We start from the raw sequence: 22107 nt of genomic DNA on the forward strand, positions 1-22107 counted from the left end.
CTCGCGGCGGCTGGCCACCCCGCACCTTCTTGATCAACACGCCCTAGGGCGTCGGAGAACTCCAGCCGCAGCGTCAGAGCACCGATGCGGTCGCCGTGAACGGTCGCACGTCGGGCGGCGAACGCCTGCGCGAGAAGCTCCGCCTGCATATGCAGATGCTCGCGACCAAGTCCCGGCGGAAGAGCTACCCCGACGACGCACGTCCAGCCGTCCCAAACGGGCGCGCTGATCGCAGGAACCACCATGCCGCGTGTGCCGTAGCCGGGCACGCCGAGGCCGATGCGCATCGCGATTTCAGGCCAGCTCGCGACGATGCTGCGCGCTACACCGCGCTTCCACTTGTCGTCTGACCCGCGCGGCATCCGAAGAGCCGTGATTGTAAACCACAGGCCAAGGAGACCAATAAGGGCCAGGAATCCGACTGTAAAGGCGACTTGCACGGCCGGCACCGGCGGAAGCCACGAAACGAAGACGACGACCGCCGCGACCCACCACCAGCGGCGCAGGAGGACACCGATCTCGTCACCCCAACTCCGCAGCCCCCGCGGCACCGTGGTTCGCATTACTCAGAACCCCGCGGCTTGGGCGCCGGCTTCATCTCTCGAGCGCGAAGCGAATAGGCCACGCGAGGCCGGCCCTGGCCCTCCTTCACATAGGGCGTCACGGTGAGCCCCTCGAACACTGCCGGACGGAACGGCAACCCGTTCATCTCAGGCGGAAGCTGAGGCTCGGAGATGCTCGCGATCTTGACGGTGACCTCGCCCTGCCCCTTCTTGGCATCGGGGTCGGCGTCGATGACGCGCACCTGCCACAGCGGGTGGCCGGAGTTCTTGTCGAGGTCTTGCCCCTGCCGCTGGCCGTCATCCGACCACTTGACGATGGGCTCGACCTCACCGACAACGAACGCCCCACGCGGGAAGAACGCATCGAAGTTGACCGGGATTGCTGACTGGATTGCCATTCGATTCTCCTATCTAGTTATCTAGACAAGTTGCCGCGTACGACCAGCTCGCTAGATGTGAACGCTACTAGCGTCTCACTTGTCTAGATAGGCTGTCAACCCTAGATGGTCTCAGCTGTGGTCACAGGCCATGAGCCGGAACGGCTGCCGATGCTCGCAACCACTGGCCGGTCTGACCCGTCCAAGCCGATTCGCGTCACGAGCAGCCCGGAAGAGTCGCCATGCCGGTTGGCTCGTACGGAGACGACCCACTGGCGCGCGGTCGACACGGCTTCGGCGGCGCGAACGTGGGCGCCTTCAATATCTCCTGCGACGAACACTCGCGCCTCGTCGCTGCGCCCTGGCGCCGGCTCGAGTCGGACTGAGATAGCGATCAATGAACCGTCTGACAGATCGAGCGCCGAGCGCGCCCAAGCATCATCCGCTTCCTCGGCCTGACCTCGCCCCGCAGCCAAGACACCATGCACTCGCTCGCGCCACTCGCCCTCGTTCGATGAGGTTGACTCCCCCATCTGGATTCGCTTAGGAGCGACTTCACGATCGACGAACACGCCCCTCCCTTGCTCCGATCGAACGACACCCTCGGTCTTCAGCACGCGGAGCGCCTCGCGCGCGGTCATGCGCGCGACATCGAACTTCGCCACCAGCTCCGTTTCTGACGGGAGCTTGGTGCCCGGCTGTAAGCGGTGATCAACGATCACCCTCCGCAGCTCGTTGGCGATCTGCCGATACGCCGGCACGAGCGCACCCTTGAGCCCATTCAGCTCGCCAACCGGAAACTCACTCATCTAGACAGGATATCGCCCCGCCCACTCGGAGCTGTGAGAACTTTCCTTACTCATTCAAGGCCGGCCTCCGGCCGGCAAGGAGAGCAGGAAGCGCTGCGGTGCGTCCGGTCCTCGCTACGCTGCGGTCCGGGCGCTCCTCACGCTTCCTGCTCTCCTGCACCGCCATCGTTGTTGCGCGGCAAGGGTGGCGAGAGATGAGACAGGTCCAGCTCGTCAGACCGACGGTACTGCGCCATCGTGAATTCGGTCTCGTCGACGATCGAGACAGCTACCGCCTTGATCGCATTACGCACGGCTGGCAGCTGCGACAAAGGCCCGGTCGGAACCACAATGGCTCCGAGAAGTTCTGCGAGTTGCCACCATAGCGCGTTGCGCTGTTCACCCGTCGGCCGAGGCGCTTTATCCGGAAACAGTCGCTCGGCCACGCCTGCGATCGTACTTGCGGACAGGTCGTCAGCCTCAGCCGGGTTCCACTCCGCTGGCTCATCCGACAGCAAAGGCAGCTCTCCAGGCTCCAGGACGATGTATAGCTCTACCGACGCACCGTCCCTGGTCCAGTCATCAGCCGCGACTCGTATCTCGGCGATCATCTCAATCGCACGACCGAGCGGGCTGTTCGGCTTCCCAGCCTTACTGAGAACCAGGTCACTGAGCCCGCCAAACCAAGGGACGATGTTGTCCGGCAAGGCGAGCCGCGAGAACCTGCGGCCGACCCTCTGCGCAAAGCGCCGCTGGGCTGACCAATGCTCGTCTGCGATGGATCGCTCGACTGACAGCTCCACCGCAGCTGACTTCGATATCGACGACACCATCTCTAAATCGGCGAACAGACCATCAACCTTCTCGTCGACAGCCACCCACCGCGGCCGCTTGCCACGGAGTGCATCCTTCGCCGCAGCCGAATTCAACCGGACGGCCTTGGCTACCACGATGTTCGGCCTGTCCTTTGGACGCACGAGGTCGCAGGTCTGCGAAATGATGATCACGTCATCCGGGCACTCGACAAGCTCTGAGCCCACGTAGATCTGCCGCAACCCGAGGACGTCACCCTGACGCAACTCGCGGCAAAACGCGTCGAGACGCTCATCATCGTCCACGCTCAGCTCGGGTCCAGTGCCGCTTCCAGTGCAATCACACGCGGCTGAGCCTCAGCAAACGCGCTCAGCGCGAGCTTCCGGAATGCTTCCAAGGGACTCTCACCCGAGCTATCAGCGCTCACCAGACGCCCCCTAACTTCGCTCGGATCCGTTGAGTCAACAGCAGTGAGCAGTCGATCGAATTCGACGAGAAGCGCGGAGTTAGAGGCACTGAGGTTTCCACCCGACGCCCAGTGGTGAGCTGCGCGACGCGACACATTGAACGCTTTCGCAAACTGATCCCAGGTCAGTCCTGACCTTTCGCGCACACGCCTCACTGTTTCAGCAGTGGATTCCACGACCCTCGGCGTCGTCGTCGCCGGCGTTCGCTGGACGATCGACGTCGCGTTCGCCACTGAAGGCACTGCAGCGGGCGCGCCCAGAAGCACCGAGGTCGCCGTCGCCGCCCCGACAACGAAGAACAAAACGGGAGAGTGCTTCGGGAGGTCTGAATGGCGGGAATAGTCGCCGCTAGTCACACTCAGAACACGCGGCGGGGAGTCAAGAGTAGCCAGCACGACCTATCCCCCAAATCTGTCTATGAACGATTCTTTCACCGACCAACGGAAGAATCCGTAGGCCAGAGTGGTGAGTTCCTCTAGCCGTCCCAACAGTTGCTCGGGCTCGAAAGCACTTCGACTCTCGTCAAACGCGTCGATGTCCAAGACCCAGCTCGGATTGGAAACCGCAACGAGGCTGGCATCGTGGGTCGCGTTTGGCGGCATGAATCCCCACTTCGCCAGCAAGTTTCCGCGGTCGGAGCGAAATAGCGACTCGGTGAACGAGTGAACGAGTTCAACGTTTGACGGAGCCGGCACTGCACCTGCCCCGAGGACCGTGGCATGCACCAACTCTCCGAGGTCCGCGTACTCGAGTGGATCTTCGATTCGATTAACATATCGCCAGCCAACCCGCTGCGCTGCCGGAAGGCTTGTCAACTCAAAGACCACGCTCAGGACTCGGGCGAAGCGTTGCGTCATGTCCTCTCGCGAGGTGTACGCCCCGCGGTTCTCGAGCGTGACAAAAGTCGGCGCGAAGTAGACGGACCAGGTGTCGTCTACTGAGACCCACTGCCGCACGGCGGGAACCGCCTGGGGTCGAACCTGACCAGTTTGAGCATCGAGCTCGAACGAGATCCCTTGGATCACTGGGCTCAAGGGATACTCGTCGGATAGCCTGGTGCCGATTTCGTCAGCGACCGCCGAGAACCGCGTCGACAGTAGCGTGTGCTCGGGCCATTGAACCTGACACAGCACTCGCACGAGGGGTGCTCGCTCGAGATGAACCTCTGGGTGCTTCCGGGCGAAAGGGCCATCAGACTCACTCATCACACTTCACACTATACTTCACACGAGGCGTTTCGGCTGGATTTGCTCACGACCGTCGTCGTCGTAGTCGTCCAGGTCAGCCGGACGGCGATTAGTTATGTGACGGGCCGGTCCCGGGCCGGGAGCCCGGCTGAGACCACCCACGATCAGCCATCACCAACGAGCACGACTTCCGCGGAATCACGCGGCAAACGAGCACTCGTGAGCACCCACCGACTCCGCGAACACAACTGAAAATCGTGAGGTCACGGGATCGACGCCCGTCGGAGCCACACGGACCGTCGTTACAACGGTCCCAGAAACCCTCGCCTAGCTTCTACATGGCGGGGGTTTTGCTTTGCCCTGTTCAAGGGCGGTTTTCGCCTCCCGTCGCGGGAGGAACGGAGCAAGACGAAACGCGCCTCCTCTCTCCGGTCGTTGAACGAGCGGAGAGAGACGAAACGGGCTCTTCGGAGACGTTGTGCCGGTTTTGTGCCGGTTACGGCGCCTTTCGACGCGGCGAACACGACAACATCGGCACCTTCCAATCTGCCTCGAGCTGCGAAGATGCCCCGCGCGGCGGACGAGATCGCCCCAGTACCCGAGTAGGCTCCCGATGACGTCGTCACGCGAAGCGCCCGCAGGGTCGGGAGCCTACTCGGGTACTGGCAAGACGAAACCCCGGCGATGTGGCTGAGCCAGTGATCGTTCCGGGGTCTTCGTGTACAAGCATACGATCAGGATCCTGAATGTCAACCGAACGAGCCGCCCTGAGCGCTGAGGACTATGAATCGCTCCTCCCGCTTGTGACTGCCGAGCGGCTGGGCTCGTACTCCCGAGCAACAGATGGCGGCACCGCAGCCGCCTTCGCTCTCTACGAGTGGAACATGCGCGCAGCTGCGAGCGTGATGGAGCTCACCTCGATGGTCGAAGTGATCGCCCGTAACGCCCTCGACACGCAGTTGCGCAGCTGGGCGACCCGCAAGCACGGCCACCCGTCTTGGCTTGATGTCGTGCCGGTCGATCAGCAAGGACGCAAGGACATTCAGCATGCCCGAGATCGAGCGACCCACCGGGGACGCCGGCCGGAAGTTCATGGGCGCGTCATCGCCGAGCTTTCGCTGGGGTTCTGGCGGTACCTGGTCGAATCGCGCTATCTGACCTCGCTTTGGGTGCCTTCGACGCACGCCGCGTTCGCTCACGGACATCCCGACCTCCGCACCAGGCAACGCGACGTCGCGTTCCGGATGCAGCAGCTCAACTTCGTCAGGAACCGCGCCGCCCATCATGAGCCCATCCATCAGCGTGATCTCCGACGCGATTTGGGACTCGCCCTCGACCTCGCGCAATGGATCTCGCCTACGGCGGGCGAATGGGTCGAGAACACGACGTCACTCCCCGCTGTTCTCGCCGAGCGCCCGAGTTTCTCATAGTCTTCGCATCCAGTACAGCTTTTGTCCTCGATTCAGGGTACAAATGCCGTATGGCCAGTTCGACCATTGCAAAGCTCGGCGCGATCGCCGCTGAGCGCTGGGGGATGGTCACGACAGCGCAGGCGGCCGAAGTCGGGGTCTCTCGCAAGACCCTCTCGAATCTCGCGGCCTCTGGTGCCCTCGAGCGTGTCGCGCAAGGCGTCTACCGGATGGCCGGAGCACCGACGGGCATGCTTGAGGTCGACACCATCAGGATCCACTGGCTCGCTCTCGGCGGCACGGCATCCGTGATCGCATCGGGAAAGTCGGCAGCGGCGCTGCACGAGATCGGGGACTGGCTCCCTGGAGCATCCGAGTTCGTCGCCGCCACTCGACGGACCACGAGGATCGACGGGGTTCGAATCCGTGTCCGATCACTGGCAGCCGAAGACATCGTGTTCGTCGACGGTATGCCGTCCATGAGCGTCGAGCGGACGATCGCGGACCTCATCGAATCGCGGGAATACCTATCACTCGTGTCCGATGCCGTCGCGCAGGCGATTCAACGAGGGATTCTGCTGCGTCCGAATCGCCTGAAGGAGATGCTCGAACCGCTTGCCCGCCGATACCGAGAGCCGTCGGGGGCCGCGCTCATGGATGGACTCAGTGAAGCGGTGCCAAGCTAGGCCGCGCTTCGGAGGCCAGGCGGGTTCACTCGAACCGCGACGACGTAAGTGGAGTCCCGCCTAGTGGTGTAGCGCGCGGTGACCAAGCTCGTCGTTCACGACGTGAGCGCGGTCACCGTGTGATCCTTCGAGGAAACTCTCACATCCCACTCGAACGGAATCATCACGATGACCGCTCCTCATATTGTCGACCTGCGAGCGTGCTCGCCGAAGCCCTGTCCGATGCGTCGCCGGATCTGATGCGCAGCCTGCTGCAGACCATGATCAACGCGCTGCTGTCCGCCGACGTGGACGCCGTCGTCGGCGCCGAATGGGGCAAGCCCAGCGCTGACCGTGTCGCGCAACGCAACGGGTACCGGCACCGCGACCTCGACACCCGCGTCGGGACCATCGACGTCGCCATCCCGAAGCTGCGGCAGGGGACGTACTTCCCGGACTGGTTGCTGGAGCGCCGCAAACGCGCCGAGACCGCGCTGATCACCGTCGTCGCGGACTGCTACCTCGCCGGGGTGAGCACCCGCCGGATGGACAAGCTGGTCAAGACCCTCGGGATCCACTCCCTCTCCAAGTCCCAGGTCTCGCGGATGGCGGCTGAGCTCGATGAGCACGTCGACCAGTTCCGGCACCGGCCCTTGACGATGCCGGCCCGTTCACGTTCGTCGCCGCCGACGCGCTGACCATGAAGGTCCGCGAAGGCGGGCGTGTCATCAACGCCGTCGTGCTCGTCGCGACCGGGGTCAACGCCGACGGGCGCCGCGAAGTCCTCGGCCTGCGCGTCGCGACCAGTGAGACGGGAGCGGCCTGGAACAGCTACTTCGCCGACCTCGTCGCCCGCGGACTGGGCGGGGTGCGCCTGGTCACCTCCGACGCCCACACCGGGCTCATCGAGGCGATCGCGGCGAACCTGCCCGGCGCGGTCTGGCAGAGATGCCGCACGCATTACGCGGCGAACCTGATGAGCGTGACACCGAAGGCGATGTGGCCGGCGGTGAAAGCGATGCTCCACTCCGTCTACGACCAACCCGACGCCGACAGCGTTCACGCCCAGTTCGACCGTCTGCTGGACTACGTCGACGACAAGCTCCCCGACGCGTTCGAGCACCTCGGCGCGGTCCTCGCCGAGCAGACCGACGAATGGGCCGAAGGCCGCCGCTACCTCGGCCTCGACATCGTCGCCAAAAGCAGACACACCCTCATCGCCGACACCGACATCGAGGAGGTGACCGACACCACCCTCGAACTCAGCGCCTAACCCCTCAAATCGAAGGACCAAGCGCTACACCACTGCCGGGGACTTGACCAGCGAGCGCAGCGAGTCGAAATACCTCGCGACCGCCTCTCATCGGAGGCACCCCGGGGCCTTTGAGCCGGTCTGGGGCCGGTCGCAGCAAGGAAGTGCGGAGACCCCGGCGGGCCGGCGTTCGACGCCGAGCGGATGACGCAGATCTGGGATGCCTCGCCGCGCGTGGCCGCGCAGCGACGGGCAGCCGTCGTCGACGCACTGGGGTAGGGCAATTCGACTCGGCGCGCGGCGCGGCGCCCAACGACCGAGAAATGCTCGATGAACGGCATCCGTCCACAGGCTGAATACTCGCGGTGGCGCTCGACGCGATTCGCGGGGTAGAGTCGCCCACGACGCACGCGTGACAGCCGGGGGGTTGGTCCGCAGGAGACGGGGGTCTTCGCGTCGTCTTACTGGGGGTGGACGGATTTCGATTCGTCCGTCGGTTTGCTGGGGGGCAAAATGCCGACTGCATTGCAGCGTTCGTCCGTGCTGGGGATCACACGATGAGCGCGCTTCACGACGCCACGGGCATCGCGACGACCGGGTTCGTTTCCCCGTTCCCGACCATCGCGTCCCGGGCGTCCGCGGCCGCACCACCGTCGCGCGCTCTCGAGCGCCGGCAGTCGTGGGAACGCCGCTACCGCTGGATCCTGCGCACGAGCGACGCCGCCGCGGTCGCCTTCACGTGCGCAGTGGCCTCGGTGGCCTCGATCGGCGCGGTGAGTGGTCCGCTCGCCGTCGCCGATCCTGGCCTCGTCTTCCAGATCGCCGCCGCGACGGCCGTGATCTGGCTCCTGATGCTCTCCGCCTTCGCAACGCGAGACGTCAAGCTCATCGGCTCGGGCGCCGCCGAGTACACCCGCGTGATCCACGCGACCGGGTTCGCGTTCGGTCTTCTCGCGATGATCGATGTGGCCATCGACGTCGACGGCATCCGCGCGCAGCTCTTCGTCGCGCTGCCGCTCGGGATCGGCGTCCTCCTCGTGGAGCGCTGGCTCTGGCGCCGATGGCTCATCCGTCGCCGCATCGCGGGCGCGTACACGACGCGAGCGATCGTCGTCGGAGAGCGTGCCGACGTGGAGTACGTGATCCGTTCGATCGCCGACCCCGGCCTCGGCTACCAGGTCGTGGGCGCGTCGCTGCAGGGAGATGAGCTCGACAGCCTGCGCGTCGGCGACGCCATCTACCCGGCGATGCGCACGCACAGCGTGGCCGAAGCAGCCGCAGCACTCGACGCCGACACGATCATCATCGCCAGCCGCGGAGACGAAGGCGCCGACGAGATCAAGCACCTCGCCTGGCAGCTGGAGAACACGGCCGCAGAACTGGTGATCTCCAGCCGCGTCTCCGATGTCGCCGGGCCGCGCATGTCGCTGCGGCCCGTCGAGGGGCTGCCACTCATCCACGTCGAGATCGCCTCGTTCACCGGCCGCGCCTACCTCGCCAAGCGCGCACTCGACATCGCGGTCGCTTCGATCGCACTCCTTTTCTTCGCGCCGATCGCGGCGGTCATCGCCATCGCGATCAAGCTCGACTCGCCCGGTCCGCTGTTCTTTCCCCAAGCACGGGTCGGGCGTGACGGCCACGAGTTCCGGATGATCAAATTCCGCTCGATGGCCGTGGATGCCGAGGAGCGGCGCGCCGCGCTGCTCGCGGCCAATGAGGGCGCGGGCCCGCTGTTCAAGATGCACGACGACCCTCGGGTCACCCGCGTGGGCCGGATCCTGCGGAAGTACTCGCTCGACGAGGTTCCCCAGTTCTGGAACGTGCTGGTCGGCGACATGAGTGTCGTTGGCCCGCGCCCTCCCCTTCCGAGCGAAGTCGCCACCTACGACGACGACGTCTTCCGTCGCCTGTACATCAAGCCGGGCATCACCGGCCCCTGGCAGGTCGGAGGACGCAGCGACCTCAGCTGGGAGGAGAGCGTGCGGCTCGACCTGCGGTACGTGGAGAACTGGACGGTGATGACGGACATCGTCCTCATGTGGCGGACGGTGCGCGTCATGCTGCGACCGGACGGAGCGTACTGATGACACGCACGGTCCGCATCCTCGGCACGCACGGCGTCCCCGCCGCCTACGGCGGGTTCGAGACTGCCGCACAGCATGTCGCGATGTACCTGCGCGATCGTGGCTGGAACGTCGTGGTCTACTGCCAGCTCGACGGCGACGGCGACATCACCTCGGATCGCTGGAAGGGGATCGAACGGGTGCTCGTTCCGGAACCGCGCGAAGGCTGGAAGGGCACGTCCCACTTCGACCTCGTCTCGATCCGCCACGCCACCGCACACCAGCGCGAGGGTGATGTGTGGTTGACCTTCGGATACAACACCGGCGTCCTCGACGTCATGCCGCGCCTTCGCGGCATCCCCAACGTGATCAACATGGACGGGATGGAGTGGACCCGCCGGCGCTGGGGGCTCGCCAAACAGGCCATCCTCCTGGGCAACGAGCGTCTCGCCGGTCTCGTCGGTGACGTGCTCATCGGCGATCACCCCGTCATCTCCGCGTATCTGCGGCGTCACTTCGGCGCACGGCGCGTGCAGACCATCACGTACGGCGCACCCGAGGTCGTCGACGCGCCCGTCGCGCCGGTCTCCGACCTCGCGCTCGCCCCGGGTGCGTATGGCATCGTCGTCTGCCGGCCGATTCCGGAGAACTCCGTGCTCGAGATCGTGACCGCCTGGTCGGCACGTCGCCGCGGGATGCCGCTCGTCGTGGTCGGTCCGTACACCGACACCGACCCGTACCACCTCGCCGTTCGCGCGGCAGCCTCGGACGAGGTGCGATTCCCGGGGGCGATCTTCGACGCGGATCGGCTCGCCGCGTTGCGCCTGCACGCGGCTGTCTACGTGCACGGGCACACCGTGGGCGGCACGAACCCGTCACTGGTGGAAGCGATGGGCGCGGGCAACGCGGTCATCGCCCACGACAACCGCTACAACAGCTGGGTCGCCGGACCCGACAACGCGTACTTCCGCGACGCCGACGATCTCGCAGTCCTGCTCGACGAGCTCCTGCCGAACGCCGAGCGGCTGCATCGGATGGGCGAGGCCAGTCGAACTCGGTACCGCGAAGAGTTCACCTGGGAGCACATCGGCGCCCAGTACGAGCACGCACTGCTCACGGCGCTCGCGCGCCACGGCCATGTTTCACAACGAACGGAGGTGCTGGTGTGATCGATGTCGCCGTCGTGGGCCTCGGCAAAATGGGGCTCTCTCACCTGTCCATGATCAAGGCGCACCCGGAGGCCAATCTCGTCGGTGTGTGCGACGCCACCGGCTATCTTCTCGACATCCTGTCGAAGTACACCGGGGTGGCGACCTATAAAGACCTCGGCAAGATGCTCGACGAGGCGGCGCCCGAAGCCATCATCGTCGCGACGCCGACGCATCTGCACGCCGGGATGATCCGGGAGGCGTTCCGCCGCGGCATCCACGTGTTCTGCGAGAAGCCGTTGGTCATCGATCCCGCCGAGAGCGTCGAGCTCGCCGCCCTCGCCGAGGAGAAGGGCATCGTCACGCAGGTCGGCTACCACAACCGCTTCGTCGGCGCGTTCCGCGAAGTGCAGCGGCTGCTCGAACTCGGCGCGATCGGCACGGTCGAGACCGCGCTCGCCGAAGCGTACGGGCCGGTGGTGCTGAAGCCGGCCGGACGCACCTGGCGCAGCCAGCGTGCCACCGGCGGGGGCTGCCTCTACGACTATGCGGCGCACCCGCTCAACCTGCTCACGTGGTACCTGGGCGAGCCGGAGTCGGTCAGCGGCAGCCAGCTGACGAGCATCTTCTCGGCGCAGATCGACGATGCCGTCGCGGCGACGCTGCACTACCCGCAGGGCACCGCGCAGATCATCGCGAACTGGTCGGACGAGTCGCAGCGCAAGATGACGACCAAGATCACCCTGTGGGGTGAGCACGGGCGCATCCACGCGGACCGGCAGGAGATTCAGGTGTACCTGCGCGACACCGCGGAGATCCCGGAGGGCTATCGCGCGGGCTGGAACGTCCGCTACACCACCGACCTCACCGAAGCGCCGTGGTTCTACCTACGCGGCGAGGAGTACAGTGCGCAACTCGATGCCTTCGTCTGGCGTGTGCGCTCTCGTGCCGTCCACGGCCAGAACGACTTCGGTTCCGCCGCGGCGACCGACCGCGTCATCGCGATGATCAGCGAAGACGCCACCCGCGTCGACGCGCGACTCGCGGCATCCGGCCACACCGCGACCATCACCCCGCTCGCGCCGCGCCGCGCGAGCCGATTCGGCACGGCACTGCGCGCCCTGCGAGGAGGAGCACGATGACTCTCATCACCCCGTCCACCCGGACGATGGACCGCCTGCTGTTCGGCGACAACCAGTTCTTCGGCGTCAACCACATGTCCGAGGAGAAGGCGCGTGCCCAGCAGATGCGCTTCCAGGACACCGACGCGATCATGTCGGTGCTGGACGCCGCCTACGACGAGGGCGTCCACACGTTCATGTGCACGACGCACGACCGCATCGGTGAGATCGCCGACCGGGTACGCGCGGATCCTGACCGGTACGACCAGATGACGTTCTTCCCCTGCATGCCGTACGCACACAAGTACGCCAATGCGGTCACCGACGACGGGTTCCTCGGCGCGGTGCGACGCTTCCTGCCGGAAGAGGGGCTGCTGGATTCCATCGCGCGGGGCGCGTCGTCGTTCGCGCGCAAGGACATCGAGGGCGTCGCCACGCTGCTGATCGACGCCGAGCTCAAGATGTTCTCGGGCCTGGCGACGCCCGTGATCTGGCTGCAGAACGTGATCGTCGATCTGCTGTCGGGCCTGGGCTTCACCGATGCCTTCCGCATCTTCGCGAACCATGTCCGAAAGCGCTACAACGCCGAGCCGGGCTTCATCACCATGAACCTGCCGCGACTGCTCGACGATCTCGACCGCGCCGGCGTGGAGAACCCGATCGTCTGCTCCAACATCAACAAGCTCGGTTTCCGCATGTCCGGCGGCGTGGGCAGCTACCTCGACGCGATGCAGAAGCGCCCGTTCCGCGCCGTCGCGATGTCGGTCTTCGCCAGTGGTGCGATCTCGCCGCGCGAAGCGATCGAATGGGTCACCGCGCTACCCAACCTCGAATCGATCGTGTTCGGCGCGTCGAGCCGAGCCAACATCGCCTCGACGGTGAGTCTCGTCGACGAGTACTGGCCGGAGCACTGAGATGGTCTCCGCCGCACGCTGTCGTACTGTCCTGATCGCCAACCCCTCCGCCGACCTCTACGGATCGGACCGGATGATGCTCGAGGGTGTCCGCGGACTCGTCGAACTGGGCTGGCACGTGGTCGTGACAAGCTCGGACGACGGTCCTCTCATCCCGCTGCTGCGCGCGGCGGGCGCAGAAGTCGTGTTCCTCGAGGCGCCCGTGATCCGGAAGAGTGCTCTGCGGCCCGGGGGACTCGTACGACTCGTCCGCGAGATCGCCGTGCAGACGCCGCGCATGCGTCGCCTGGTCGCCGATCTCGAAGCCGACGTCGTGATGGTGAACACCGTGACGATCCCGTTCTGGCTGCGCGCCGCGCGCCGGGCGGGGGCCGCCAGCGTCGTGCACGTGCACGAAGCCGAATCCACGCTGTCGGCGCCCGCGCGCGCACTTCTGACCCGACCCTTGCGGTGGGCGAGCGGCGTCGTCTTCAACTCCCAGACCAGTCGTCGCGTGTCGGGGTCTGCATGGCTCGAGCGGCGCGATCGCGCCCGGGTCGTCCTGAACGGTATCGCCGGCCCCGACCGACCGTCGCCGGCCCGTATCCACCTCGATGGACCCCTGCGGGTCGTGTACGTCGGACGTCTGTCGCCGAGAAAGGGAGTGGATCTCGCCATCGATGCGATCGATCGCCTCCGGTCCGCGGGGATCGACGCGGAACTCGACATCGTGGGCGACGTCTTCCGCGGTTACGAGTGGTACGAGCGACAGCTCCGAGAACAGATCTCGCGCCTTGCACTCGAGGACCGTGTTCGCATCGTCGGCTTCCAACGGATGGTGTGGGACATCGTGTCCGCTGCCGACGTGGCGGTCGTTCCCTCCCGCGGGGACGAATCGTTCGGCAACGTCCTGATCGAGGCCCTGCTGTGCGCACGCCCGGTGGTCGCCGCCGATCATTCGGGGCTGCGCGAGGCCTCCGGGGGGCTCGAAGCGGCCGTCCTCGTTCCGACCGACAGCGCCGATGACCTCGCGAGAGGTCTCATCGGAGTGCGAGACGACTGGGCCGCAATGCGCGACCGGGCGTGGCGAGACGCCGAGACGGTGCGACGGCGCCACTCGCCGGACGCCTACCATCGCGCTCTGTCCGACGCACTCGCCGAGCGCATCGGAGATCTCGGCGCGCGAGCGCCCGGTCGGACGGCGGCGTCGACGATGAGCGAGTCGGAACCCCTCGTGCTCGAGGGGAGAAGGCGATGAGGCGCACGGTCGCGACGTCCGCACGTCTCCGCCCCCGAGCCGCCACGATCGGTGCGGCAGCGGCAGCGCTCAGCCTGACCCTCGTTCTGACCACCACGGCCTGCTCCGCCCCGCTCCCGGAGGGGGCATCCGCCCCGGCAGCGACACCGGCGGCTCCGGCCTCCAGCGCACCAGTGTCCACGGGAGAGGCAGTCAGCGAAGCCCCCACAGCGTCACCCGCTGCCGACGCTCCCGTCGCGAAAGTCGGACGAGGCGGCGGCACTGCCACCGTGAGCGCGGCGGCATCCGCTCCCGATGCACCGGTGGTGTACGCGGACGGTGTCACGCTGCAGATCACGGATGTCTCGTACGCCACCGAGACGTCCCAGGGCCCCGGCACCGCGACCGGACGCGAGTTCGCGCGGCTCACCGTCGAACTCACCAACGGGTCGTCGCAGCCCATCGACGTCTCGACGTCGGTCGTGACGGTGCTGGATGCCGAGGGCAACCGTCTCACCCCCGTGTACACCCCGGAGTCCGGGGCGCGCGACTTCAGCGGCACGGTAGACCCCCGGCAGACGACGACCGCCGTCTACGCGGTCGCCGCGCCGACGGACCATTCCGCCCCACTCACGATCGTCGTCGACTTCGACGCCCTCCACACCTCCGCGGTGTTCCGCGGCGCGCTGACCTGAGACCCGCCGTGTTCCGCCCCGGTATCCGTTGCCCACTCCGCCCGAGGAGCATCATGACCCGACCCGCCGCGCACTCGTCGCGCCTCACCCGCCTGATCGCGCCCGTCCTGGCGGCTGCGGTGATCATCTCCGGCGGTCTTGCCGCCGCACCCGCCGCGGCGGCAGATACCGCGCCGGCCACACCGGAGACCGTGACCGTCGACCTCCTGCCGACCTGGCAGATCAACGGCGTCGTCTGGAGCCAGGCCGTCGTCGGCACCACGGTCTACGTGACCGGCAGCTTCACGAAAGCGCGGCCGCCGGGGGTCGCGGCGGGCGGAGCCGGTGAGATCGACGCGAACAACGTGTTCGCCTTCGACATCACCACCGGCAACCCCGTCGCGGGGTTCGCGCACGCCTTCGACGCCCAGGGGCTCGTCGTCCGCGCCGCTCCCGACGGGAAGACCGTCTACTTCGGCGGCGACTTCACCACCGTCGACGGCCAGGCGCGTGCACACGTGGCCGCCTTCGACGTCGCGACGGGTGCGCTGACGCCGTGGGCACCGCGCACCGATGGACAGGTGCGCGCCTTCTCGTTCATCGGCGACACCGTATACGCGGGCGGGAACTTCCGCTCCAGCAACGGCCAGCCGCGCACCGAACTGGCGGCGTGGAGCGCGACGACCGGCGCGCTGACGTCGTGGGCGCCCACCGCGTCGGGCGACGGTTTCGTGTGGGACATGGTCACCAGTCCCGACTCGTCGCGGCTGATCGTGGCGGGTTCGTTCACCCTGCTCAACGGCGCCGCCGCGTATGGAATGGGAGCCCTGGATGCCGCGAGCGGTGCAAGCATGCCGTGGGCCGCTGTCGACCGCATCCGCAGCGCGGGTCTCAACGGGGCCATCTCCAGCCTGAGCACCGACGGCACCCAGGTCTATGGGTCGGGGTACGCGTTCGGCGCGGGAGCCTCCTTCGAGGGCACCTTCGCGGCCGACCCGTACACCGGAGCACTGAACTGGGTCAACGACTGCCTCGGCGACACGTACTCCACCTTCCCCCAGAACGGCGTGCTGTACGTGGCGAGCCACCACCACGACTGCAGCGTCGTCGGCGGGTTCCCCGACACGAACCCGCGCTCGCGGTGGATGAAGGCGACAGCGGAGCCGACGACCCCCGTGGGCACGATCACGCGCAAGGACGCCTATGGGTGGGACTTCACCGGCCTGCCGTACGCGGGCCTGCTGAACTGGTACCCCGACCTCGACTTCGGCTCGTATACGTCCGCCCGCCAGGCCGCGTGGAGCGTCACGGGCAACAGCAACTACGTCGTCCTCGGCGGCGAGTTCCCCAAGGTGAACGGCATCGCCCAGCAAGGTCTGGCCCGGTTCGGCAAGCGCACCGCGTCACCGCATCTGAGCGGTCCGATCTACACCGCCGCGATGACGCCCACACCGTACTCGAACGAACGCGGGCTGGTGCGTGTGCCGTTCAGCAGCGCGTGGGACCGCGACGGAGCGGCCATCACCTATGACGTCTTCCGCAGCCCCGCGACCAAGATCGCCACGTTCAGCCGCACCGACGGTCGCTTCTGGTCGCTGCCGAGTCTCAGCATCGTCGACAGCGGACAGACTCCCGGCAGCCAAGTGCGTTACCAGGTGAGAGCAAAGGATGCCGACGGCAACATCCAGTGGAGCGCGTGGTCACCGTGGATCACCGTCTCCGACGCGGCCACCTCCGCGTACCGCGCCGCCGTCCGCGCCGGCGGAGCCTCGCACTACTGGCGACTCGGAGAGCCGAGCGGGGCCACGCGACTGTTCGATGATGTGGGCGACGCTCCCGGCATCCCCACCGGACTCACGCTCGGAGCGTCCGGGGCGCTGCAGGGCGACACGGATGCCGCGATCACGTCGGCCGGCGGCAGTACGCCACGCATGACGACGGTGGATGCGCTGCCGAGCGACACGGCGGTGTCGGTCGAGGCCTGGGTGAACACCACGAGCACACGCGGAGGGCGCATCGTCGGCTTCGGGGACTCCGCCGCCGGGACCTCGTCCTCCGGCGGCACCGACCGCGTGCTCTACCTCGACACCGCCGGACGCGTGAACTTCTCCATCAACGATGGCGCCTACCGCACCGTGTTCAGCCGCGGCAGCGTGAACGACGGCCAATGGCACCACCTCGTCGGCACGGTCGACGGCACGGGGATGCAGCTCTTCGTCGACGGTGTGCGCGTCGGGCGCTCCCAGGCGGCGACCACGCCGAAGTCCTACACGGGCTACTGGCGGATCGGGGCCGACCAGACGTCGGGCTTCACGAATCGTCCCACCGACGCCGGGCTCGCCGGCAGCATCGACGACGTCGCGGTCTACCCGAAGGCGCTCTCGCAGACGGATGTGCAGTCGCATTACACCGTGAGCGGTCGCACGGGCGCATGGGGCACCGCCGGGTCGGACGCGTACGGCACAACGGTGTCGGCCGATCGACCCGATCTGTACTGGCGTCTCGACGAAGCCACGGGCACCGCACTCACCGACGCCGCCGGCGGCGGTCCGGTCGGAGCACTGTCCGGTACCGTCACACGCGCCGTCGGCGGGATCAGCCCCGGCAGTAGCGCCACCACCTTCAACGGCAGCACGGCGCTCGGAGTCGCTCAGGAAGCGTGGGACGCTCCGCGGGCCTTCAGCGCCGAACTGTGGGTCAAGACCACGAGCACGAAGGGTGGCAAGCTCATCGGGTTCGGCAACACGTCCTCCGGGCTGAGCAGCAGCTACGACCGGCACGTCGTGATGCAGAGCAATGGACGCGTGAACTTCGGCACGTACAACGGTACGCAGAACACCATCACGAGCACGAACGCCTACAACGACGGCCAGTGGCACCACATCGTCGCCTCGCAGGGAGCCGACGGGATGAAACTGTGGATCGACACGCAGCTCGTGGCGAGTTCGCCGGTGACCACCGCACAGGTCTACCGCGGCTTCTGGCGCATCGGTGGCGACAAGACCTGGGGCAACACGTCGAGCAACTACATCGCCGGCACCCTCGATGAGGTCGCCGTGTATCCGAGCGTCCTCAGCGAGAGTCGTGTGCGCGCGCACTTCGCCGCGGCGGGCCGCGTACCGAGCGAACGCGCACCGGTGCCTTCGTTCACGGTCGCTTCGACCTATCTCACGACGACCGTCGACGGCTCCGCGACGACGGATGCCGACGGCAACCTCGCCACCTACGCATGGAACTTCGGCGACGGCACGAGCGCGTCAGGACCGACGGCGACGCACACCTACGCCGCCGCCGGCACGTACACGATCACGCTCACCGCCACGGACGCGACGCTTCTCACCGGCGCACTGTCGAAGACCGTGACCGTGGCGCCGAACCAAGCGCCCACCGCGGCCTTCTCCCCCACCATCGACCATCTCGCCCTCAGCGTGGACGGCAGCGCATCGCACGACAGCGACGGCTCCATCGCCGCCTTTGCGTGGGACTTCGGCGACGGAACCTCAGCCTCCGGGACGAACGCCGCGCACACCTACGCCGCTCCGGGCGACTACACGGTGCGGCTCACGGTGACCGACAACGACGGGATGACGGGCACGGTGACGCGCGTGGTGACGGCGAGCGCCGTTCCGAACCAACCGCCGACAGCAGCCTTCACGGAGACGACGGACTTCCTCTCCGTGAGCGTGGACGCCAGCGCCTCCACCGACCCCGATGGCACCATCGCTTCGTTCGCGTGGGACTTCGGCGACGGATCCACCGGCGCGGGAGCGACGGCCTCGCACGTCTACACATCGGCCGGCACCTACACCGTCTCGCTGGTGACGACAGACGACAAGGGAGCCACCACCACCGCGTCCCACGCGATCACGGTGGTCGCCGATCAGCCGCCGGTCGCCGCGTTCGTCACCGGGGTGACCGACCTTCGCGTTGCCGTCGATGCCACCGGCTCGACGGACCCGGACGGCAGCATCGCCTCGTATACCTGGGATTTCGGAGACGGGACGAGCGCGACAGGCGCCACCGCCGTGCATGACTACGCGGCGGCCGGGTCCTACACGATCTCGCTGACCGTGGCCGACGATCACGGTGCGACATCCGCACAGACCGCTCCCGTGACGGTCACGGCCCCGCGGGTATGGGCGCGCGACGACTTCGAGCGCACCGTCGCCAGCGGTTGGGGCGCTTCCGATGTGGGCGGAGCCTGGGCGATCACACCGAACACGGCGACGGCGGTCGGCAAGTTCTCCGTCTCCGGTGGAACAGGGAAGGTCACGCTGTCGGCGGGCAACTCGTACACGGCGTCGCTGCCCGCGGCGACCGCGTCGACCGACGCCGAGGAGCGGTTCACCGTGACGTTCAGCCAGCCGTCGACCGGGGGCGGGTACTACTTCTCCGCGATCGGTCGACAGGTCGATGCCGCGAACGACTATCGGGCGAAGGTGCGTGTGGCCTCGACGGGAGCCGTGGCCGTGTGGCTCACCCGCACGGTGGCAGGCACCGAGACCGTGCTGACGAGCCTGACCATCCCGAACACCACGGTGACCGCCGGCGATGCACTCAGCATCCGCTTCCAGGTGAGCGGGGCCAACGCGACGAGCCTCAAGGCCAAGGTGTGGCGCACCGCGACGGCGGAGCCCGCATCGTGGACCCTGACATCGTCCGACGCCACTCCGGCCCTCCAAGTGCCCGGCGTCGTCGGTATCAACAGCTACCTGTCCGCCAGCGCCACCGCCGTTCCCGTGCAGTACTCCTACGACGGCTTCTGGGCCGGACCCGCGAAGTAGTTCCGACGGGGTCGGGGCGCCGATCACGGCATCCGCGCCCCGACCCCGTCGACCGATCCCGTCCACCACGCCGCTGCGCGCGGAGGGCGGGGTTGCGCGACACCGGGATGCGACACATCGCCGAGCAGAGAACCGGTGGGGGTGGTCACCGGGCGACCGTCGATGGAGATCGAGTGCAGGTCCTGGCCCGTGATCGCACGGTAGCTGTCGAGCGTCGTGAAGACGAAGGGATTCACGTTCGCGGCGCCCCGAGCCCACACGACGAGCCACGCGGGCTGCGATGCTCCCGTGCGCTGGAAGATGTTGCCGTCCGATCGGATGTTCAGCTCACTCGCGGCGAAGCGGTGCGAGTAGTCCTCGACACACAGGGTGCACGCGCCGCTGCTGCCTCCCACCACATTGTTGCCGAGGGCGATGTCCCGGATCGTCCACGGCATGTCGGGGTCGGGGAACGGACGCCGCGGATCGTGGCCAGGGACGGACGCGTCCGCCTGGCTGCGAGAGTCTTGGACGATGTTGATCGTCCGGTTTCCGCCGACGATCGTGTTGTTCCAGATCTGCACGTCGCCGGTGTTGTTGATCTTCAGCGCATTGCCGCCGTTCCCGACGATGAGATCGTCGACGATGTCGACCTTCTGAGTCAGCTCGATGAAGGCGCCGTGCCCGAGATTGCCGATCAGGTCGCTCCTGGCGATCGTGAGATCGAAGACGGACTGGTCCGTCCAGATCCCCGGGCCGTCGTTGCGGAGGAAGGCGGAATCGACGACGCGAACACCGCGCGACTTGGCGATCTTCACGCCCCCCGACACCGGAGCCTGGTTGAAGTGCTCCGCGTTGTTCTCGAGGGCCAGGACGTTCTCGAGACGCAGATCGTCCGCCAGGTTCGCCCCGATGCCCAGCAGACCGTTGCGAGCGAGGGTCACGTCGCGCAGAGTCGCGCGCGCGGCCCCCACGAACACCCCCGTCGTCGCGTTGTCGGCGACGGTCACCCCCTGAAGGGTGACATCCGGCGCCTCGATCGTCACGGTGCCCATCATCCAGACCGATGTCGCATATCCCCGGATGCCGATGTCACGGATGACCGTGCCGGCGCCTCGGATCGAGAGCGCCTTGGTCTCCGATGACGCGCGCACCTGATGGCCCTCCGGCGAGGAACCGATGTACAGGCGATCGGCGGCGGTATCCACGAAGAAGGTGCCGGGACGCACCTGATCGCGAGTGCCGACCTGTGCCAGCGCCGCGCCGTCGATCCAGATCTGGTCGGGATGGGCCGCCATCGGGTGTCCCGCGCTGATCCACTGCCATCCGCTGGTCGTGCCGTCGGGGGCACCACGGGTGAACGTGGGGCTGGAATCGAACTGCGCCGTCCACCCGTCGACGACCCACGTCGTTCCAGCGCTGCGCCACCCGGTGACGGGGCGAGCGCCGTCGAGCCAGACCTGCGCACCGGGCGCGGATTGGATCGTCACGCGCTTACCGGCCGGTACGGTGACGCTCTCGTTGTAGGTGCCGCTGCGGACGACGATGACGGCACCGGTGCCGGCGCGGTCGACAGCGCTCTGGATGGTGGAGAAGGGTGCGGAGGCCGACCCGGTGCCCCCGGCGCGTGCGGAACCGTCGACGATGACGGCGCCGACCGGAATCGGCGCGCTGGACACGCCCGGCAACGGGGCACCACGGTGGCGCCGTGTGCCGGACTCGTCCCAGGTGAGCGTGGAGCTCGACGACGGGTCGGGCTGCACGGACGGAGACGGAGTCGGCGCGGGGGACGGGGACGGCGTCGGAGAGGGGCGCGGCGTCGGCGGCTGCGACGGCGTGGGCTGAGGGCTGTTGTTGCCGGGACCGGCCCCCGCCGGCGCGACGGCGACACGGTAGTCGTCGAAGGCGAACTGCTGAGCAGACGAGCTGCTCGAGAGGTAGCCGCCCACGCTGACCGCGCCGGCAGCGGCGAGACGGGCCGAGCTCGCGTCCGTGGCGGCGAGCCGGGTGGTGACACCACCGACCGTCACGACGGCGTCGACCGCCACGGAAGTGGTGCCCCTCACACTCGCTTCGAGGACGATGGAGGTCTGGGCGCGGAGCCGGGTCGAGAGGGTGGTGCGAGCGAGCACGACTCGGCGCGATCCGGTGACTCGGAGCGCCTCGAGCACCGCGGAGCCCTTCGGATCGACGACCACCTGCACGTGGTAGAACCCGGAGGCGGTCTTGCGCGCCTGCAGATTCAGATACACCCCGCGTCCGAACGCGGGAAGGCTCGGCACCGTGAAGGCGACCGATTGCGTCGTGTCCAGCGCTGTGAGCCCGGACGGCGATGCGGCCACCGACGTTCCGGGAACGCGGATGACCGCACGCGCCGCTCCGCCCGAGACGGAGAAGGCGCGCGGGTCGGACATTCGGTACGTGGCCGCGCCCGAGGCCGCGCCGAGTCCCGTCGCGACGCTGCGCTGCATGTCGTCCGCGAAGACCACGGCGGGTGCCGCAGCGGTAACAACCGTCGGCGAGGAGGCGATGTCACGATCGACGGCGAGGGCGGCGGTGGGAACGCCGCCGGCGAGGAGCGCGCTGACGAGAAGGACGGCAGACGCCGTGGAACGCATGAGGAGTCTCTTTCTCCCCAAGAGTCCACCACGCGGCAACGATCGCACGCGGGGTGTGTCGAGCGTAGC

Annotated in this window: 15 protein-coding genes and 1 pseudogene; 10 read left to right on the forward strand and 6 right to left on the reverse strand. The window is 67.3% G+C overall.

The genetic code is table 11. The features are described 5' to 3' along the window. The 5 genes from BGN98_RS00020 to BGN98_RS00040 form a co-directional block, all read right to left on the reverse strand. Positions 1–563, reverse strand: a 563-nt coding sequence (locus tag BGN98_RS00020; RefSeq protein WP_288118556.1) for a hypothetical protein, incomplete at its 3' end; no start/stop codon positions are given. After that, positions 563–961 carry a plasmid replication, integration and excision activator gene (locus tag BGN98_RS00025; RefSeq protein ID WP_288118558.1) on the reverse strand — a complete coding sequence of 133 codons (399 nt, stop codon included), beginning with the start codon at positions 959–961 and terminating at the stop codon, positions 563–565. The genes BGN98_RS00025 and BGN98_RS00020, both read right to left, overlap by 1 nt. A 101-nt stretch (positions 962–1062) precedes the next feature. Beyond that, positions 1063–1749 carry a GntR family transcriptional regulator gene (locus BGN98_RS00030; RefSeq protein WP_288118560.1) on the reverse strand — a complete coding sequence of 229 codons (687 nt, stop codon included), beginning with the start codon at positions 1747–1749 and terminating at the stop codon, positions 1063–1065. Between the two features lie 137 nt (positions 1750–1886). After that, complete coding sequence (locus tag BGN98_RS00035) at positions 1887–2846, reverse strand: hypothetical protein (protein ID WP_288118562.1); 960 nt, start codon at positions 2844–2846, stop codon at positions 1887–1889. A gap of 560 nt (positions 2847–3406) precedes the next feature. Continuing rightward, entirely contained in the window at positions 3407–4213 is an 807-nt protein-coding gene (locus BGN98_RS00040; RefSeq protein WP_288118565.1) for a TIGR04255 family protein, read from the reverse strand. Positions 4214–4941: 728 nt separating this feature from the next. Here BGN98_RS00040 and BGN98_RS00045 point away from each other — a divergent pair. From BGN98_RS00045 to BGN98_RS00090, 10 genes and pseudogenes are all read left to right on the forward strand, one after another. Further along, positions 4942–5625, forward strand: a complete 684-nt coding sequence (locus BGN98_RS00045; protein WP_051498741.1) for a hypothetical protein — start codon at positions 4942–4944, stop codon at positions 5623–5625. A gap of 50 nt (positions 5626–5675) precedes the next feature. After that, positions 5676–6290 carry a type IV toxin-antitoxin system AbiEi family antitoxin domain-containing protein gene (locus BGN98_RS00050; protein WP_036285967.1) on the forward strand — a complete coding sequence of 205 codons (615 nt, stop codon included), beginning with the start codon at positions 5676–5678 and terminating at the stop codon, positions 6288–6290. Positions 6291–6458: 168 nt separating this feature from the next. Beyond that, a pseudogene (locus BGN98_RS00055) lies at positions 6459–7542 on the forward strand (IS256 family transposase). Between the two features lie 536 nt (positions 7543–8078). After that, positions 8079–9605: a sugar transferase gene (locus BGN98_RS00060; protein ID WP_288118570.1), complete on the forward strand. Its 1527-nt coding sequence runs from the start codon at positions 8079–8081 to the stop codon at positions 9603–9605. Next, positions 9605–10753 carry a DUF1972 domain-containing protein gene (locus tag BGN98_RS00065; protein ID WP_288118572.1) on the forward strand — a complete coding sequence of 383 codons (1149 nt, stop codon included), beginning with the start codon at positions 9605–9607 and terminating at the stop codon, positions 10751–10753. The genes BGN98_RS00060 and BGN98_RS00065 overlap by 1 nt, the downstream gene beginning before the upstream one ends. Beyond that, complete coding sequence (locus BGN98_RS00070; RefSeq protein WP_288118574.1) at positions 10750–11874, forward strand: Gfo/Idh/MocA family protein; 1125 nt, start codon at positions 10750–10752, stop codon at positions 11872–11874. Before BGN98_RS00065 ends, BGN98_RS00070 begins: the two co-directional genes overlap by 4 nt. Beyond that, positions 11871–12767: a hypothetical protein gene (locus tag BGN98_RS00075; protein WP_288118575.1), complete on the forward strand. Its 897-nt coding sequence runs from the start codon at positions 11871–11873 to the stop codon at positions 12765–12767. Before BGN98_RS00070 ends, BGN98_RS00075 begins: the two co-directional genes overlap by 4 nt. 1 nt (position 12768) lies before the next feature. Continuing rightward, entirely contained in the window at positions 12769–14004 is a 1236-nt protein-coding gene (locus tag BGN98_RS00080) for a glycosyltransferase (RefSeq protein WP_288118577.1), read from the forward strand. Beyond that, complete coding sequence (locus tag BGN98_RS00085) at positions 14001–14678, forward strand: DUF4352 domain-containing protein (protein ID WP_288118580.1); 678 nt, start codon at positions 14001–14003, stop codon at positions 14676–14678. The genes BGN98_RS00080 and BGN98_RS00085 overlap by 4 nt, the downstream gene beginning before the upstream one ends. 53 nt (positions 14679–14731) lie before the next feature. Next, on the forward strand, positions 14732–19441 hold the full coding sequence (locus BGN98_RS00090; RefSeq protein WP_288118583.1) for a LamG domain-containing protein: 4710 nt from the start codon (positions 14732–14734) through the stop codon (positions 19439–19441). A gap of 23 nt (positions 19442–19464) precedes the next feature. Here the strand turns inward: BGN98_RS00090 and BGN98_RS00095 are convergent, their stop codons facing one another. After that, positions 19465–22038, reverse strand: a complete 2574-nt coding sequence (locus BGN98_RS00095) for a right-handed parallel beta-helix repeat-containing protein (RefSeq protein ID WP_288118585.1) — start codon at positions 22036–22038, stop codon at positions 19465–19467. Positions 22039–22107: the final 69 nt, after the last annotated feature.

Origin of the sequence: Microbacterium sp. 69-7, assembly GCF_001897985.1 — a bacterium.
Lineage (GTDB): Bacteria > Actinomycetota > Actinomycetes > Actinomycetales > Microbacteriaceae > Microbacterium > Microbacterium laevaniformans.